The organism is Maritalea sp. YIW29, from assembly GCF_057219265.1.
Map to the genome: position 1 here is coordinate 691,388 of NZ_JBXVVF010000001.1, position 15,490 is coordinate 706,877.

The following is a 15,490-nucleotide window of genomic DNA, read 5'->3' on the forward strand; positions in this document are numbered from 1 at the left end:
TGATTAGCCCAATCGCGATGAATATGGCGACAAGTCATACATCTCAAAGGTGTCGACAATTTCAGCCATCTCGTTCTCGTCACCATGATTTTGTTTGCCCTGTTCGGTCTCCAAGTACTGATACAAGGTCTCTTTCTTGTCAAACGTTACCCAAACGACGACTGTGTTTCTTTCTCGGTCAACGCCAACTTGCCGCGCGATAATTCCATCGATTTCATTGTCCATTTTCTCAGCTGGACTGGCGGCGATCCGCATTAGATCATCCAGTTTTCCATGTTTTGCCGTGGATACAGAAACAAATGTATAGGAAGGGTTCATTGATTTACTCCATTTTGATTAGTCAATATTGACTATATGGTGTGTTTCTTTGTTGATGCAAGAGCGGCAGCATATTTTGGTTAGTGGCTGATATGCGGCGTATCGTGTGGCGTTGTTGGCTGAGGTTTTTTGCATAATTCTTTGAGGCGCCTTGGGCCGTTGCAATTCTAATTGCAAAACTGGTCAATCTAGCGCAGCATTCGCCGACCGAAAGCGAGCAACTAAAACATGCCGCGTACTCAGCACATTGTGAGCCCAAAAATGAAACCTCTGAATGAGAACTATTTTCCGCCCGCTGAATCTGAAGGTGGATGGCAGTTGCTCGACAGGTCAAAATCTAACTTATCTGAAGTGGGTTTCGACCATGTGAAACTATCGCATGTGCTGGAGCTTCAGGAATTTTTGTTCGGTGGGCAAACTTATTCCATTTCGATCATACGGCATGGAAAGCTAGTTGCTGAGCAATATAGCTTTATGGGGCGTTCCAGCTCGCGATTTGATGTTTGGTCGTGCACCAAGTCATTTTCGTGCACCGCATGGGGCATGTTGTTGGATGATTGCGCCACTGGCCGTCTGCCGAACAAGGCCGATGTCACCATTGAAACGCCTGCCTATTCATTGCTGCCAGCTGATTTCGAACTTTCTGATCCGAAAAAGTCGGAAATCACCCTTCGGCATTTGCTGACGATGACGTCTGGCATTCCGGGGGAGGCGGAAGGGCTTTATGGTGTGCCGACGCATTTGGGTGAGGGGCCGTTTGAACATGCCCTTGGCTATTGCGACAATTTTTACGGGCGCTCTGCGGCCAAGCTGGTCGCTGATCCGGGCACGCATTGGGACTATAGCGACCCGGCAATGACCCACTTATCTTTGATCTTCGCCCATGTTGCCGGGAAAAGCATGGCCGACTACATGCAAGAGCGATTGTTCGGGCCGGTTGGTATAGAGACGGCCAGTTGGGACACGCTCGGTGGTGGGCACTTTATCGGCCCACACACATGTGCCCATGTTGGGATGCATATTTCGGCGCGAGACATTTGCCGATTTGGCTATCTCATGTCGAAGCAGGGCGAATGGCAGGATAAGCAAATCGTGCCCCGCGATTGGGCAGTTGCTGCCACACAGTCGTCGCAAGAACATAACCCCGAATATGGATTTGGATTTTGGGTGAACAGTTCAGGCACCCATTGGCCCGGTCTTCCAAAAGACATGTTTGCGCTAGAGGGGCATAACACCAATCGTTGTTATGTCGTGCCTTCACTAGATTTAGTTGTCGCTAAGATTGGCAACGGCCCGACGCGCTGGAATGAGCAAGATTTCATTTCAGGTGTAATTGGTGCGATTGTGTCTTAGTTTTGTTGTCAGCCGACCAAATTCAAAGCGAAATAAATGGCGCAAGAATTGGGGACATTGAATCTGTCATCAGCGCTGCCGAAAATTCGATGATTTCATAGGTAGCTAGATTTTCGCTAACGATTGGGTCTGTTTCCAAAAGCTCCTCGAGTTCGTGCTGGTTGTCGTGCACTGATATAATCAACCCGCCTGTTCGCGGCACTTTTGGACCGCCAAACAAAAGTTTCCCATCGCTGTAAGCTGTTGCTAAGTGCGCGCGGTGTTGCAGTGATAGTTCTTGTGTGAGTTGGTCCACATCATTGAATTTGAAATCTACGAGAAACATTTCGGTTGCCTTTTCAGTGTTTGCTACTAAATTAGAAGCATTGCAATATTGCTACTAAAATAGAAGCGGGCTTATGTCTACACCTTTACCCAACAAAAATGTACGCGGATCAACAACTGGCGTGCCTATTATGGCGTTGTTTGATTTGCTTGGGCGGCGCTGGAACTTGCGGATCATGTGGGAGCTTCGCGGCGTTGAACTGACTTTTCGTGCATTGCAGAAAAAGTGTGGGGGCGTCTCCCCGTCGGTACTCAACGGCAGACTTAAACAGCTAACAGAAGCTAAATTGCTGCAAGCAGGTGCCAACGGTTATGCGCTGAGTGATTTGGGGGATGACTTGATGAGGGAACTAGACGGTTTGCGCAGCTGGTCGTCGGTTTGGAGCAATGCGGTGGGTGAATGACTATCGCTGTGCAGCGCTCACTTTGAGCAAGCCCAATCCAAGAGCGATGAATAATCCGCCCGTAACGGTTTTAAAGCCGCGCATGAAGCTTTCACGGGCAAATAGCGATTTCGCTACGCGGGACAGCAAGGCGTATCCGGTTAGAGACACGATTGAGATCATCTGAAATGAAACGGTCATAATCAAGAACTGGCTTGTTATGTCTTTATTATGGTCAAGGAACAATGGAAACAGGGCAATGAAGAACAGAATGGCTTTGGGGTTCGTGACCGCGATGGAAAAGCCCTCCCAAAATATGGAGCGATAAGTGCGTTCGGTTTTTGATTTTGCTGCGCTACCCAATGCACCATTGTTGCGGGACCGAATTTGTTTAATCCCCAAATAGATGAGGTAGCCCGCGCCCAACAATTTGACGATCATAAACGCTGTTGCTGATGCGGCCAAAACGGCGCCGACACCAATGATTGAGGCGACGGACACTACGAATAACCCTAGCGCGTTGCCCAATGCTTGGCATAGCGCGGCAAACATGCCTTTGGTCGCGCCATTGCTGATGGCAAGCAGGATGGCAGGGCCGGGGCTAAAGATATTGAGGGCAGCAATGGCGCAAAATGCTAGCCAAGTTTGGAAGGTCATAAGGGGCTCTTAGGGGCGGGGCACTTGAAATTGTGGTACCCAATTTCTATATACCAATTCAGATCCCCGCAAGACTTATCAAATCTTGGCTGTCCGATGATGACTTTCAACCCGGCAAAAGGGGTTGCGTTTTCGTAAATGAAGGTCTAATACAGCACTTCCAGCCGTGCGGGCGACTCGCGCGGCTATTTGGTTATGGACACACGGAAACATTTTCGTGTTGAAACTCAAGGGAATTTTATGGCGCGGACAAACCCGTTCACATTTTTGCAGCAAGTCCGTTCGGAAGTTGCGAAGGTCGTATGGCCAACCCGCAATGAAACTTTGGTTTCAACCATTATGGTTTTGATCATGGTGGCTTTGGCCAGCGTGTTCTTTTTGGCGGCGGATCAAGTTGTAGCTTGGTTTGTAGGATTGTTGCTCAGCATTGGCTGAGTATTGATGATAAACGGTAGGGTTTTTTACTGATGGCAAAACGCTGGTATATCGTCCAGGCCTATTCAAACTTTGAGCGCAAAGTCGCCGAGTCAATCGAAGAAAAGATTGTGGCCACTGGCCTTGATCATTTGTTTGAAAAAGTACTCGTGCCGACTGAGAAAGTTGTTGAAGTACGTCGTGGCCGCAAGGTTGACGCAGAGCGCAAATTTTTTCCCGGTTATGTTCTTGTTAAAATGGAACTGACTGATGAGACATTCCACTTGATTAAGAATACGCCAAAAGTAACTGGCTTTTTGGGTTCTGAGCATAAGCCAATCCCAATTTCAGAAGCTGAGGCAAATTCAATTCTGCATCAAGTACAAGAAGGTGTTGAGCGGCCAAAGCCGTCAATCAGCTTTGAAGTTGGTGAGAGCGTTCGCGTGTCGGACGGACCATTCGCTAGCTTTAACGGTGTGGTTGAAGAGGTTGATGAAGAACGCGCGCGTCTTAAAGTTGAAGTTTCTATCTTCGGCCGGGCGACCCCGGTTGAACTGGAATATGGTCAGGTTGAAAAAGCCTAACCATTAAACCCCCGTGTGGGAGAGGGTGCTGGTTGGCCAAATCAGCACATAACACCTTGTACCACGCTGTTGTGAATGTCCGCATGGTGCGGACGCATTTGAAAAGGCAACAAAATGGCAAAAAAGATTGAGGGCTATTTGAAGCTCCAAGTGCCGGCTGGCGCAGCTTCGCCGTCACCCCCGATTGGCCCAGCATTGGGTCAACGTGGTTTGAACATCATGGAATTCTGTAAGGGTTTCAACGCTGCAACACAGGAAATGGAAAAGAACTCACCTATTCCGGTGACGATTACCATTTTTGCGGACAAAAGCTTCACATACACAATGAAGCAACCGCCAGTGAGCTACTTTTTGTTGAAGACTTTGGGCTTGCCTAAAGGTTCACAAAAACCAGGTCACGAAGTTGCGGGTTCTATTTCGCAGGACCAGTTGCGCGAAATTGCAGAAAAGAAAATCCAAGATCTAAACGCGGACACAATTGAAGCGGCGATGGCACAAATCGCAGGTTCAGCTCGCGCGATGGGTCTTGAGGTTCAGGGGTAACGAGAATGGCTAAACTAGGTAAACGTACCGTCGCTGCTCGTGAAGCTGTTGACCGTAAAAAACTTTACAACTTGGAAGAAGCTATTGCGCTTGTAAAAAGCAATGCGACTTCAAAGTTCGACGAGACAATTGAAATTGCAATGAACTTGGGTGTTGATCCACGTCACGCTGACCAAATGGTTCGTGGTGTGATTGCACTGCCAAACGGCACTGGCCGTTCAGTTCGTGTTGCTGTTTTTGCTCGTGATGCAAAAGCTGACGAAGCAAAAGCTGCTGGTGCAGATGTTGTTGGTGCAGAAGAGCTTGTTGATGAAGTTCTTAAAGGCAAAATCGATTTCGATCGTTGTATTGCCACACCAGACATGATGCCTCTTGTTGGTCGCTTGGGTAAAGTATTGGGTCCTCGTAACCTGATGCCAAACCCTAAAGTGGGCACAGTGACGCCAGACGTGAAAACGGCTGTTGCGGCTGCAAAAGCAGGTTCAGTTGAGTTCCGCGCTGAGAAATCTGGCATTCTGCATGCAGGTGTTGGTAAGGCATCATTTGACGAAGCGAAATTGGTTGAGAACGTAAAAGCTTTTGCTGACGCGGTTCAAAAATCAAAACCAGCTGGCGCAAAAGGCACATTCATTCAGCGTGTTGCTTTGACTTCAACAATGGGCCCTGGTGTTCATGTTGACGTGTCATCAGTTCAAGCCTAATTGGCGAATTGTTGATGAGCACGTAAGTGCTCAAACAAAAGAATTCGGGTGGCTTTAGTCACCCGATTTCAGATCTCCTCAGGGGGATTTGAATTAAGACCTGTCCGAGACTGTAGGCGTTCCGTGAAGGGACTTGATATTCCAGCCAACAATAGACGGCGTGACAACCGATACGGAATTTGCCCGAATGGGCGTTTGAATGTTTCGGTTCGAACAAACCAGTTTTGCCCAAGCTTTGTTTGGTCATTTCAGGTTGGCAGGCATTTCACCGTTGCTTTGGTCATCTGAATTGATTGGAAGAACAAAGCATCAAAACTGTAACGGTTTGAGGGAGACCTTGAACCTTTAGTGGAGAGAAGCAGTGGATAAAGCGGAAAAGCGAGAGCTGGTATCGTCATTGCAAGATGCGTTTAACGCGTCTGGTTCTGTCGTTGTAGCTCATTATTCAGGCTTGACAGTTGCCGACATGGAAGATCTGCGCGTGCAGATGAAACAAGCCGGTGGCCAAGTTAAAGTTGCGAAAAACCGCCTTGCCAAGCTCGCTCTTGAAAATGCTGACATTGCGGATTTCGGTGAATACCTCACCGGTCCAACAGTGTTGACTTACGCACAAGACCCAATCACGGCAGCAAAAATTTCTGCCAAATTCGCTAAGGGCAATGACAAGTATGTTGTTCTTGGTGGCGCGATGGGTGAAACCAAGCTCGACGCCAAAAGCGTTGCAGCCTTGGCTGAACTTCCAAGTCTTGATGAATTGCGTGCGAAACTTGCAGGTCTTGTTAAACAGCCTGCAACAAACATCGCTGCAATCCTCAATGCACCTGGTGGTCAAGTTGCTCGGGTTATCTCAGCATATTCTACAAAGGGCGAAGAAGCGGCATAGCGCCTTCGCATCAAAACCACAGTTCGAATTGAAATATATAAGGAAAATACAATGGCTGATCTAGCAAAGCTCGTTGAAGACCTATCTGCCCTAACAGTTCTTGAAGCATCAGAACTTTCTACAATGCTTGAAGAAAAATGGGGCGTTTCTGCCGCTGCTCCAGTAGCTGTTGCTGCTGCTGCAGGCGACGCTGGTGGCGCTGCCGCTGAAGAGCAAACAGAATTCGACGTAATTCTGACTGCTGCAGGCGACAAGAAAATCAACGTGATTAAAGAAGTTCGTGCAATCACTGGTCTTGGCTTGAAAGAAGCTAAAGATCTTGTTGAAGGTGCACCTAAGCCTGTTAAAGAAGGCGTTGCAAAAGCTGAAGCTGAAGAGCTTAAAGGTAAGCTTGAAGCAGCTGGTGCTTCTGTCGAGCTTAAGTAAGTCTTTGGAAGTGGCGCGGTATTAACGTCGCGCCACTTTCTTTCGCTCAGCGTATATGAGCGAAGTAAAACTGGTCCGTTCCATCTGGCGGACGAAGTTGCGGTAAACAAAAAATAGGGCAGATGTCCCGAGTGCCGAAGATAATTTTCGGCATTCTGGACAGTTGCCCTTAAAGTATTTCAAAATATAGGAGCGGGCATGACCACCAACTACCAAGGTCGTCGTAAAGTACGCAAATCCTTTGGCAGCATCCGCGAAGTCGTGGAGATGCCAAATCTGATTCAAGTTCAAAAAGCTTCATATGATCAATTCTTGATCGTTGACGCGCCTGAGGGCGGTCGTGATGATGCTGGACTTCAATCTGTATTCAAATCAGTTTTCCCTATCTCTGATTTTGCTGGCACAGCTTCGTTGGACTTCGTGTCTTATGAATTTGAACAGCCAAAATATGATGTAGATGAGTGTCGCCAACGTGACATGACATTTGCAGCGCCGTTGAAGGTCACCCTTCGTCTGATCGTGTTTGAAATCGACGAGGAAACAGGCGCGAAGTCAGTTAAAGACATTAAAGAACAAGACGTTTACATGGGCGATATGCCGTTCATGACCGGCAACGGTACGTTTGTTGTTAATGGCACCGAGCGTGTTATCGTTTCTCAAATGCACCGTTCACCTGGTGTGTTCTTTGACCACGATAAAGGCAAATCTCACTCTTCAGGCAAATTGTTGTTTGCCGCGCGTATCATTCCTTATCGTGGCTCATGGCTTGATATCGAGTTTGACGCGAAAGATGTCGTGTATGCCCGCATCGACCGTCGCCGCAAAATTCCTGTAACGTCTTTGCTCAAAGCTTTGGGTATGGATGCAGAAGAAATTCTGGATACATATTACAACAAAATTACGTATGAGCGCACCGAAGCTGGTTGGCGCCAACCATATGTGTGGGAAAAGCTACGCGCAACGAAACCTGCTAAAGATCTGATCGATGCAGATACAGGTGATGTTGTTCACGAAGCTGGCAAAAAGCTATCTGCTCGTGCTGCGAAAAAGTTGCATGAAGGTGGCATGACGCACATCTTGGTTGAAGATGTTGATTTGTTCACCAACTATGTTTCTGAAGATCTTATCAATGACGAAACCGGCGAAATCTACATGGAAGCCGGCGACGAGCTCGATGATGAATCATTGGCGAAGTTGGTAGAAGCTGGCTTTGACAGCATTCCAGTGCTTGATATTGACCACGTAACTGTGGGCGCATATTTGCGTAACACATTGGCGTTGGACAAAAACGAGTCTCGCGAAGATGCGTTGTTCGATATTTATCGTGTTATGCGTCCGGGTGAACCACCCACCATCGATACAGCCGAAGCTATGTTTGAATCATTGTTCTTTGATTCAGAGCGTTATGACCTGTCTGCCGTTGGTCGCGTGAAAATGAACATGCGTCTTGATATTGATTGTGAAGACACTGTTCGCGTTCTGCGTAAAGATGACATTGTTGAAGTTGTCCGTACGTTGGTCAACCTTCGCGATGGCAAAGGCGACATTGACGATATCGATAACCTTGGTAACCGTCGCGTGCGTTCAGTTGGCGAGTTGATGGAAAACCATTACCGTCTTGGATTGTTGCGTATGGAACGTGCGATCAAAGAGCGGATGTCATCTGTCGAAATCGACACAGTGATGCCGCAAGACTTGATCAACGCGAAACCAGCAGCAGCTGCGGTACGTGAATTCTTTGGTTCATCGCAATTGTCACAGTTTATGGATCAGACCAACCCGCTTTCAGAGATTACGCATAAGCGTCGTCTTTCAGCGCTCGGCCCTGGTGGTTTGACACGTGAGCGTGCTGGTTTTGAAGTACGTGACGTGCACACCACGCACTATGGTCGTATCTGTCCGATTGAAACACCAGAGGGTCCAAACATTGGCTTGATCAACTCTTTGGCAACGTTCGCCCAAGTCAACAAATACGGCTTTATTGAAGCGCCATATCGTAAAGTTGTCGACGGCAAAGTGACTGACGATGTTGTTTATCTTTCTGCAATGGAAGAAGCGAAATACAACGTTGCTCAGGCTAACGCGAAATTGGCCGATGATGGCGGATTTGCAAATGACCTTGTGACATCACGTCATGCGGGTGAGGTGTCTTTGACACCACGCGAAGCGATTGACTTGATGGACGTTTCACCAAAACAAGTTGTTTCGGTAGCTGCTTCACTTATTCCATTCTTGGAAAACGATGATGCGAACCGCGCTTTGATGGGTTCAAACATGCAGCGACAGGCTGTGCCATTGCTTCGTGCACAAGCACCGTTTGTTGGTACAGGCATGGAAGCTGTTGTAGCACGCGATTCAGGTGCTGCGATTGTTGCTAAGCGTCCAGGCATTGTTGATCAGGTTGATGCGACTCGTATCGTTATTCGTGCAACGCAAGAAACTGACGCTTCAAAATCTGGCGTGGACATCTACACATTGATGAAGTTCCAGCGTTCTAACCAATCTTCATGCATTAACCAGCGTCCGCTGGTTGTTGTGGGCGATCATGTTGATGCTGGCGATACAATTGCTGATGGCCCATCTACAGATATGGGTGACTTGGCCCTTGGTCGGAACGTTCTCGTGGCGTTTATGCCATGGAATGGCTACAACTATGAGGATTCAATCCTTCTTTCTGAAAACATCGTGAAAGATGACGTGTTTACGTCAGTTCACTTGGAAGAGTTTGAAGTGATGGCGCGGGATACCAAATTGGGTCCTGAGGAAATCACACGTGATATTCCAAACGTTTCTGAAGAAGCTCTGAAAAATCTCGACGAAGCAGGCATCGTGCACATTGGTGCAGACGTTGAAGCTGGCGACATTTTGGTTGGTAAGATTACTCCAAAAGGCGAAAGCCCAATGACACCGGAAGAAAAACTTCTTCGTGCGATCTTTGGCGAAAAAGCGTCTGACGTTCGTGACACTTCACTTCGTGTTCCTCCTGGGGATGCTGGCACAGTGATCGAAGTTCGTGTGTTTAACCGACACGGCATCGACAAAGACGAACGTGCGATGGCTATCGAGCGCGAAGAAATTGAACGTTTGGCGAAAGATAGGGATGACGAACAGTCAATCCTTGATCGTAACGTTTATGCGCGTCTTAAAGAAATGTTGTTCGGCAAAGAAGCCACAGCAGGTCCAAAGGGCTATGTTGCAGGCACTAAGTTGAATGACGTTGTCTTTGAAAGCCAGCCTCGCTCGAAATGGTGGCAATTTGCAGTCGACGACGACAAAGTGATGTCTGAAATCGAAGCTTTGCAAGGCCAGTATGAAGATAGCCGCACTCAACTTGAGCAGCGTTTCATCGACAAAGTCGACAAACTTCAGCGTGGTGACGAATTGCCACCTGGCGTTATGAAGATGGTCAAAGTCTTTGTGGCAACGAAACGTAAAATCCAGTCTGGCGACAAAATGGCCGGCCGTCACGGTAACAAGGGTGTTGTATCGCGCATTATGCCGATTGAAGACATGCCTCACTTGGCCGACGGTACACCAGTCGACATCGTTTTGAACCCACTTGGCGTGCCAAGTCGGATGAACGTTGGTCAGATCCTGGAAACGCATCTTGGTTGGGCTTGTGCCGGAATGGGCAAAAAGATCGGCGAGATGTATGACACTTATAAGCGTGAAGGTCAGAACAATATTGAGCCGCTACGTAACGAGCTAGACGCTCTTTATACGGACGACAAATATATTGAAAACCTTGATGACGACAGTGTTGTTCGTTTGTCTGAGTATTTGGGCACCAAAGGCGTTTCAATCGCAACACCAGTATTTGATGGTGCGAAAGAAGCTGACATTGTGACGATGCTTGAGCAGGCAGGGCTTGAAGCCTCTGGTCAATCTCGTTTGATTGATGGACGTACTGGGGAAGAGTTCGACCGTGATGTAACCGTTGGTTACATTTACATGCTGAAGCTCGGCCACATGGTGGATGACAAAATCCACGCGCGTTCCATTGGACCATACTCTCTTGTTACCCAGCAGCCGCTTGGTGGTAAGGCACAGTTTGGTGGCCAGCGCTTTGGTGAAATGGAAGTGTGGGCACTTGAGGCTTATGGCGCGGCTTATACGCTTCAAGAAATGCTTACTGTTAAATCGGATGACGTTGCGGGCCGGACGAAAGTCTACGAAGCAATCGTTCGGGGCGATGACACGTTTGAAGCTGGAATTCCAGAAAGCTTTAACGTGTTGATCAAGGAAATCAGATCACTTGGCCTCAATGTTGAATTGAGTAGTGCAAGCGAAGATGACTTTGAAGATGAGGATGAGCAGGAACAGATCGAACAAGGTCAACCTGCTGATGCAGCTGAGTAATCGGCAGCATCCTTAATCGCTTTAATTTTCCGCAGGTATTGAAGGGGATCGGGAGACGTTCCGCCCCACCTGCAACAAAGGAGATACGAAATTGAACCATCAAGTCATGGATCTTTTCAATCCGCAAACTCAGGCACAGGTGTTTGATCAGGTAAAGATCAACATCGCGAGTCCTGAGAAAATTCTTAGCTGGTCTTTTGGCGAAATTAAGAAGCCAGAAACGATCAACTATCGTACATTTAAGCCTGAGCGTGATGGCTTGTTCTGTGCGCGTACATTTGGTCCGCAAAAAGACTATGAATGTCTTTGCGGCAAATATAAGCGTATGAAGTTCAAAGGCGTGATCTGTGAAAAGTGTGGCGTTGAAGTCACCTTGTCTCGGGTTCGTCGTGAGCGCATGGGCCACATCGAATTGGCAGCTCCGGTTGCACACATTTGGTTCCTAAAGTCGCTTCCTTCTCGTATTGCGCTATTGCTCGATATGACGTTGAAAGACGTGGAACGCGTTCTTTATTTTGAGCATTATGTGGTGATTGAACCGGGCCTTAGCCCGTTCAATGTGAACCAGTTGATCACAGAAGAAGAGTTTATCGACGCCCAAGACGAATATGGCGCTGATAGCTTTACTGCGATGATTGGTGCGGAAGCCATTCGTGAAATGTTGGCAGCACTTGACTTGGAAAAGTTGGCTGCAACACTTCGCGTCGAAATTGCAGAAGCGACCACAGAGCTTAAGCCAAAGAAATTGGGCAAGCGCCTTAAGGTTGTTGAGCAGTTCATCGTGTCGGGCAACCGTCCTGAATGGATGATCATGACGATCGTGCCGGTTATTCCGCCTGAGTTGCGCCCATTGGTGCCACTAGACGGTGGCCGTTTCGCGACATCTGATTTGAACGATTTGTATCGTCGGGTTATCAACCGTAACAACCGTTTGAAGCGTTTGATGGAGCTTCGTGCACCTGACATCATCATCCGGAACGAAAAACGGATGCTTCAAGAGTCTGTTGATGCGTTGTTCGACAATGGTCGTCGTGGCCGTACAATTACTGGCGCGAACAAACGTCCACTGAAATCTCTTTCAGATATGTTGAAGGGTAAGCAGGGCCGTTTCCGTCAGAACTTGCTTGGTAAGCGTGTTGATTATTCTGGTCGTTCAGTGATCACCGTGGGTCCAGAGTTGAAACTGCACCAATGTGGCTTGCCGAAAAAGATGGCGCTTGAATTGTTCAAGCCGTTTATCTATTCGCGTCTTGAAGCAAAAGGTCTTTCAACAACGGTTAAGCAAGCGAAAAAGCTGGTTGAAAAAGAACGTCCCGAAGTTTGGGATATCTTGGACGAAGTTATTCGTGAACACCCAGTGATGTTGAACCGTGCGCCTACATTGCACCGTTTGGGCATTCAGGCGTTTGAACCAACATTGATCGAAGGTAAAGCTATCCAGCTGCACCCATTGGTTTGTGCTGCGTTTAACGCTGACTTTGACGGTGACCAAATGGCGGTTCACGTGCCACTTTCACTGGAAGCCCAGTTGGAAGCACGCGTGTTGATGATGTCTACAAACAACATCTTGCACCCAGCCAACGGTCAACCGATCATTGTGCCGTCGCAGGATATTGTTCTTGGTCTTTATTATCTGTCTTTGATGTCAGACAATGAACCAGGTGAAGGTATGGCCTTCGCTTCCATGGGCGAAATTGAGCATGCTCTTTCTCGCGGTATCATTACACTGCACACCAAAATCAAAGGTCGCTTCACGACAGTTGACGCTGAAGGCAATGAGTATCATGAAATTCATGACACGACGCCTGGTCGCATGATGATTGCACAATTGTTGCCTAAGAGTGACAAGGTGCCATTTGCTGAGTGTAACCAATTGATGACGAAGAAAATGGTCTCGAAACTGATCGACACGGTTTACCGTGGTTGTGGTCAAAAAGAGACTGTCATCTTCTGTGACCAGATCATGGATCTTGGTTTCCGTCATGCGTGTAAAGCGGGTATCTCGTTTGGTAAGGATGACATGGTTATCCCTGACACCAAAGCGAAGATCGTTGATGATACACGTCGTCAGGTTGAAGAGTTCGAACAGCAGTACAATGACGGCTTGATCACACGCGGCGAGAAGTACAACAAAGTTGTTGATGCTTGGGCCAAGTGTGGTGACAAAGTTGCTGATGAAATGATGGCTCGGATTTCGTCTGTACAGATGGATGAAGAAACCAAACGTCAAAAACCGATCAACTCGGTTTACATGATGGCGCACTCTGGTGCGCGTGGTTCACCAGCACAAATGAAGCAGCTTGCGGGTATGCGTGGTTTGATGGCGCGTCCTGATGGTGGCATCATTGAAACGCCGATTATCTCGAACTTTAAAGAGGGCCTGACCGTTAACGAGTACTTTAACTCGACGCACGGTGCACGTAAGGGCTTGGCTGATACGGCGATGAAAACTGCGAACTCGGGTTATCTAACTCGTCGTTTGGTTGACGTTGCGCAAGATTGTATCATTACGACAAATGATTGCGGCACAGACGATGGTCTGACGATGACGCCAATTATCGATAGTGGTAACATTATCGCTTCTATTGGTAGCCGTATTCTTGGTCGTACGTCGGCAGAAGACATCTTACATCCTAAAACTGGCGAAGTGCTGGTTGCGAAGGGCGTATTGATGGACGAAGCAGATGCTGATCGTGTTGAGGAAGCAAAAGTCAACTCCGTTAAGATCCGTTCGGTTCTAACATGTAAACAACGTCACGGCGTTTGTGGCTCATGTTACGGTCGTGACCTTGCACGTGGTACCCCTGTTAATATGGGTGAAGCGGTTGGTGTTATTGCTGCTCAGTCAATTGGTGAGCCTGGTACTCAGCTAACCATGCGTACGTTCCACATTGGTGGTACAGCGCAGGTTGTTGATACCTCGTTCATTGAGGCTAACCACACTGGTAAAGTTTCGTTCCGTAATGGTTCTGTTGTGAAAGACAGTGAAGGCAAATGGGTCAATATGAGCCGTTCGCTACAGCTCGTGATCACAGGCGAAGACGGTAACGAACTTGGACACCATAAAGTGCCGTACGGTTCAGCTTTGAAAGTTGAAGCGGGCGAGATGATCAATGCTGGTCAACGTGTTGCTGAATGGGATCCGTATGTTCGTCCAATCTTGACCGAGATTGCTGGTGAAATCGGATTTGAGGACCTTGTTGACGGCGCGTCTGTTTCAGAACAGACCGACGAAAGCACAGGCTTTACCAAGCGTCTGGTCATCGACTGGCGTTCAAACCCACGTGGCGAACACCTGAAACCTGCTTTGACCATTATGGACAAAGACGGCAAGGTTGCTAAATCTGATCGTGGTGGCGATGCGCGTTATCTATTGTCAGTTGATGCGGTTATCGCAGCTGAGCCAGGTGCGAAAGTTAAGCCTGGTGACGTTATTGCTCGTATCCCACTTGAAAGTGCGAAAACAAAAGACATTACCGGTGGTTTGCCACGGGTTGCGGAATTGTTTGAAGCGCGTCGTCCTAAAGATCATGCGATTATCGCAGAGATCGATGGTACAATTCGTTTCGGTCGCGACTACAAGAACAAACGTCGGATCGTTATCGAACCTCGTGATGAGACTATGGAACCTGCGGAATATCTAATTCCAAAAGGCAAGCCATTCCATCTTCAAGAGGGTGATCCAATTGAGCGTGGCGAATATATCTTGGACGGCAATCCTGCACCTCACGACATCTTGGCAATTAAGGGTGTTGAAGAGTTGGCGCGTTACCTCGTGAATGAAATTCAGGAGGTTTACCGTCTGCAGGGTGTGGGCATCAACGATAAGCACATCGAAACGATCGTTCGTCAGATGTTGCAAAAAGTTGAGATCACGGATCCAGGTGATTCAGGTCTGATCAAAGAAGAGAATGTCGATCAGATTGACTTTGATGAACTCAATGAGCGTTTGGTCGCTGATGGCCGTAAGCCAGCAGTGGGCGTTCCAGTTCTATTGGGCATCACCAAAGCGTCGCTTCAAACACGTTCGTTCTTCTCTGCGGCTTCGTTCCAAGAGACAACACGCGTACTAACTGAAGCTGCGGTTAGCGGTAAGGCTGATCCACTTGAAGGTCTTAAAGAGAACATCATCGTTGGTCGCTTAATCCCAGTGGGAACAGGTGCCTTCACAGCGGATACCCAGCGTATCTCTGGAAAACGTGATGACCTCATTTTGGCTGAGCGTAAACGTCAAGCGGATGAGGAGCTTGCAACCCGCAACGCTCTTCGCCTTGAAGCATCGCCTGAGACAAGTGAACAACCTGCTGAGTAATCGCCAATAGCGGCACTCAGCGACATCAAATTTGCATTAGGGCGTCCCGGTGGGGCGCCCTTTGTTGTTTATGTAGTGATTCATCTGATTCACACTGTGATTCTGAAAATCGGCGTAAGTTGTTGAAATGTGATTCAGATTTGCTGTTTCACACTAATGCAAGTGGCAATGTCATTTGATTTGACACAATATCAGCGCAAGGTTCGTCCAATATCGATCTGATTGGCTCATTT

Annotated in this window: 13 protein-coding genes; 10 read left to right on the forward strand and 3 right to left on the reverse strand. The window is 48.0% G+C overall.

All coding sequences use genetic code 11. From position 1 onward, the window contains the following. Positions 1 to 3: 3 nt before the first annotated feature. A complete protein-coding gene (locus tag AC2D8L_RS03395; protein WP_484684046.1) occupies positions 4 to 318 on the reverse strand; it encodes a hypothetical protein in 315 nt (104 codons plus the stop codon). A 261-nt stretch (positions 319 to 579) separates the two neighbouring features. Between AC2D8L_RS03395 and AC2D8L_RS03400 the strand changes: the two genes are divergently transcribed. Continuing rightward, a complete protein-coding gene (locus AC2D8L_RS03400; RefSeq protein WP_484684047.1) occupies positions 580 to 1,671 on the forward strand; it encodes a serine hydrolase domain-containing protein in 1,092 nt (363 codons plus the stop codon). Positions 1,672 to 1,693: 22 nt separating this feature from the next. Here the strand turns inward: AC2D8L_RS03400 and AC2D8L_RS03405 are convergent, their stop codons facing one another. Continuing rightward, positions 1,694 to 1,996 (reverse strand): YciI family protein, encoded by a 303-nt coding sequence (locus tag AC2D8L_RS03405; protein ID WP_484684048.1) that lies wholly within the window; start codon positions 1,994 to 1,996, stop codon positions 1,694 to 1,696. Between the two features lie 73 nt (positions 1,997 to 2,069). Here AC2D8L_RS03405 and AC2D8L_RS03410 point away from each other — a divergent pair, with 73 nt between their 5' ends. Beyond that, positions 2,070 to 2,399: a winged helix-turn-helix transcriptional regulator gene (locus tag AC2D8L_RS03410; RefSeq protein ID WP_484684049.1), complete on the forward strand. Its 330-nt coding sequence runs from the start codon at positions 2,070 to 2,072 to the stop codon at positions 2,397 to 2,399. Here the strand turns inward: AC2D8L_RS03410 and AC2D8L_RS03415 are convergent, their stop codons facing one another. Beyond that, positions 2,400 to 3,035: a LysE family translocator gene (locus tag AC2D8L_RS03415; protein ID WP_484684050.1), complete on the reverse strand. Its 636-nt coding sequence runs from the start codon at positions 3,033 to 3,035 to the stop codon at positions 2,400 to 2,402. It abuts the gene before it with no gap. Positions 3,036 to 3,275: 240 nt separating this feature from the next. Here AC2D8L_RS03415 and secE point away from each other — a divergent pair, with 240 nt between their 5' ends. The 8 genes from secE (at position 3,276) to rpoC (ending at position 15,257) form a co-directional block, all read left to right on the forward strand. Then, on the forward strand, positions 3,276 to 3,470 hold the full coding sequence (secE, locus tag AC2D8L_RS03420) for a preprotein translocase subunit SecE (RefSeq protein WP_284366341.1): 195 nt from the start codon (positions 3,276 to 3,278) through the stop codon (positions 3,468 to 3,470). A gap of 32 nt (positions 3,471 to 3,502) precedes the next feature. Beyond that, positions 3,503 to 4,033, forward strand: a complete 531-nt coding sequence (gene nusG / locus AC2D8L_RS03425; RefSeq protein WP_484684051.1) for a transcription termination/antitermination protein NusG — start codon at positions 3,503 to 3,505, stop codon at positions 4,031 to 4,033. 114 nt (positions 4,034 to 4,147) lie between these two features. Further along, positions 4,148 to 4,576 (forward strand): 50S ribosomal protein L11, encoded by a 429-nt coding sequence (gene rplK / locus AC2D8L_RS03430; protein ID WP_269393986.1) that lies wholly within the window; start codon positions 4,148 to 4,150, stop codon positions 4,574 to 4,576. A 5-nt stretch (positions 4,577 to 4,581) separates the two neighbouring features. Then, a complete protein-coding gene (rplA, locus tag AC2D8L_RS03435; RefSeq protein WP_484684052.1) occupies positions 4,582 to 5,277 on the forward strand; it encodes a 50S ribosomal protein L1 in 696 nt (231 codons plus the stop codon). 361 nt (positions 5,278 to 5,638) lie between these two features. Beyond that, entirely contained in the window at positions 5,639 to 6,160 is a 522-nt protein-coding gene (rplJ, locus tag AC2D8L_RS03440; protein ID WP_484684053.1) for a 50S ribosomal protein L10, read from the forward strand. Positions 6,161 to 6,211: 51 nt separating this feature from the next. After that, positions 6,212 to 6,586: a 50S ribosomal protein L7/L12 gene (rplL, locus tag AC2D8L_RS03445; protein ID WP_484684054.1), complete on the forward strand. Its 375-nt coding sequence runs from the start codon at positions 6,212 to 6,214 to the stop codon at positions 6,584 to 6,586. Positions 6,587 to 6,784: 198 nt separating this feature from the next. Beyond that, positions 6,785 to 10,945, forward strand: a complete 4,161-nt coding sequence (gene rpoB, locus AC2D8L_RS03450) for a DNA-directed RNA polymerase subunit beta (protein ID WP_484684055.1) — start codon at positions 6,785 to 6,787, stop codon at positions 10,943 to 10,945. Between the two features lie 91 nt (positions 10,946 to 11,036). Beyond that, positions 11,037 to 15,257 (forward strand): DNA-directed RNA polymerase subunit beta', encoded by a 4,221-nt coding sequence (gene rpoC / locus AC2D8L_RS03455; RefSeq protein ID WP_484684056.1) that lies wholly within the window; start codon positions 11,037 to 11,039, stop codon positions 15,255 to 15,257. The last annotated feature ends 233 nt before the right edge of the window (positions 15,258 to 15,490 follow it).

What these genes read in the sequence shown, in the direction of transcription:
- AC2D8L_RS03395 (WP_484684046.1), bottom strand. Translation starts at nt 318, where the DNA reads ATGAACCCTTCCTATACATTTGTTTCTGTATCCACGGCAAAACATGGA.
- AC2D8L_RS03400 (WP_484684047.1), top strand. Translation starts at nt 580, where the DNA reads ATGAAACCTCTGAATGAGAACTATTTTCCGCCCGCTGAATCTGAAGGT.
- AC2D8L_RS03405 (WP_484684048.1), bottom strand. Translation starts at nt 1,996, where the DNA reads ATGTTTCTCGTAGATTTCAAATTCAATGATGTGGACCAACTCACACAA.
- AC2D8L_RS03410 (WP_484684049.1), top strand. Translation starts at nt 2,070, where the DNA reads ATGTCTACACCTTTACCCAACAAAAATGTACGCGGATCAACAACTGGC.
- AC2D8L_RS03415 (WP_484684050.1), bottom strand. Translation starts at nt 3,035, where the DNA reads ATGACCTTCCAAACTTGGCTAGCATTTTGCGCCATTGCTGCCCTCAAT.
- secE (WP_284366341.1), top strand. Translation starts at nt 3,276, where the DNA reads ATGGCGCGGACAAACCCGTTCACATTTTTGCAGCAAGTCCGTTCGGAA.
- nusG (WP_484684051.1), top strand. Translation starts at nt 3,503, where the DNA reads ATGGCAAAACGCTGGTATATCGTCCAGGCCTATTCAAACTTTGAGCGC.
- rplK (WP_269393986.1), top strand. Translation starts at nt 4,148, where the DNA reads ATGGCAAAAAAGATTGAGGGCTATTTGAAGCTCCAAGTGCCGGCTGGC.
- rplA (WP_484684052.1), top strand. Translation starts at nt 4,582, where the DNA reads ATGGCTAAACTAGGTAAACGTACCGTCGCTGCTCGTGAAGCTGTTGAC.
- rplL (WP_484684054.1), top strand. Translation starts at nt 6,212, where the DNA reads ATGGCTGATCTAGCAAAGCTCGTTGAAGACCTATCTGCCCTAACAGTT.
- rpoB (WP_484684055.1), top strand. Translation starts at nt 6,785, where the DNA reads ATGACCACCAACTACCAAGGTCGTCGTAAAGTACGCAAATCCTTTGGC.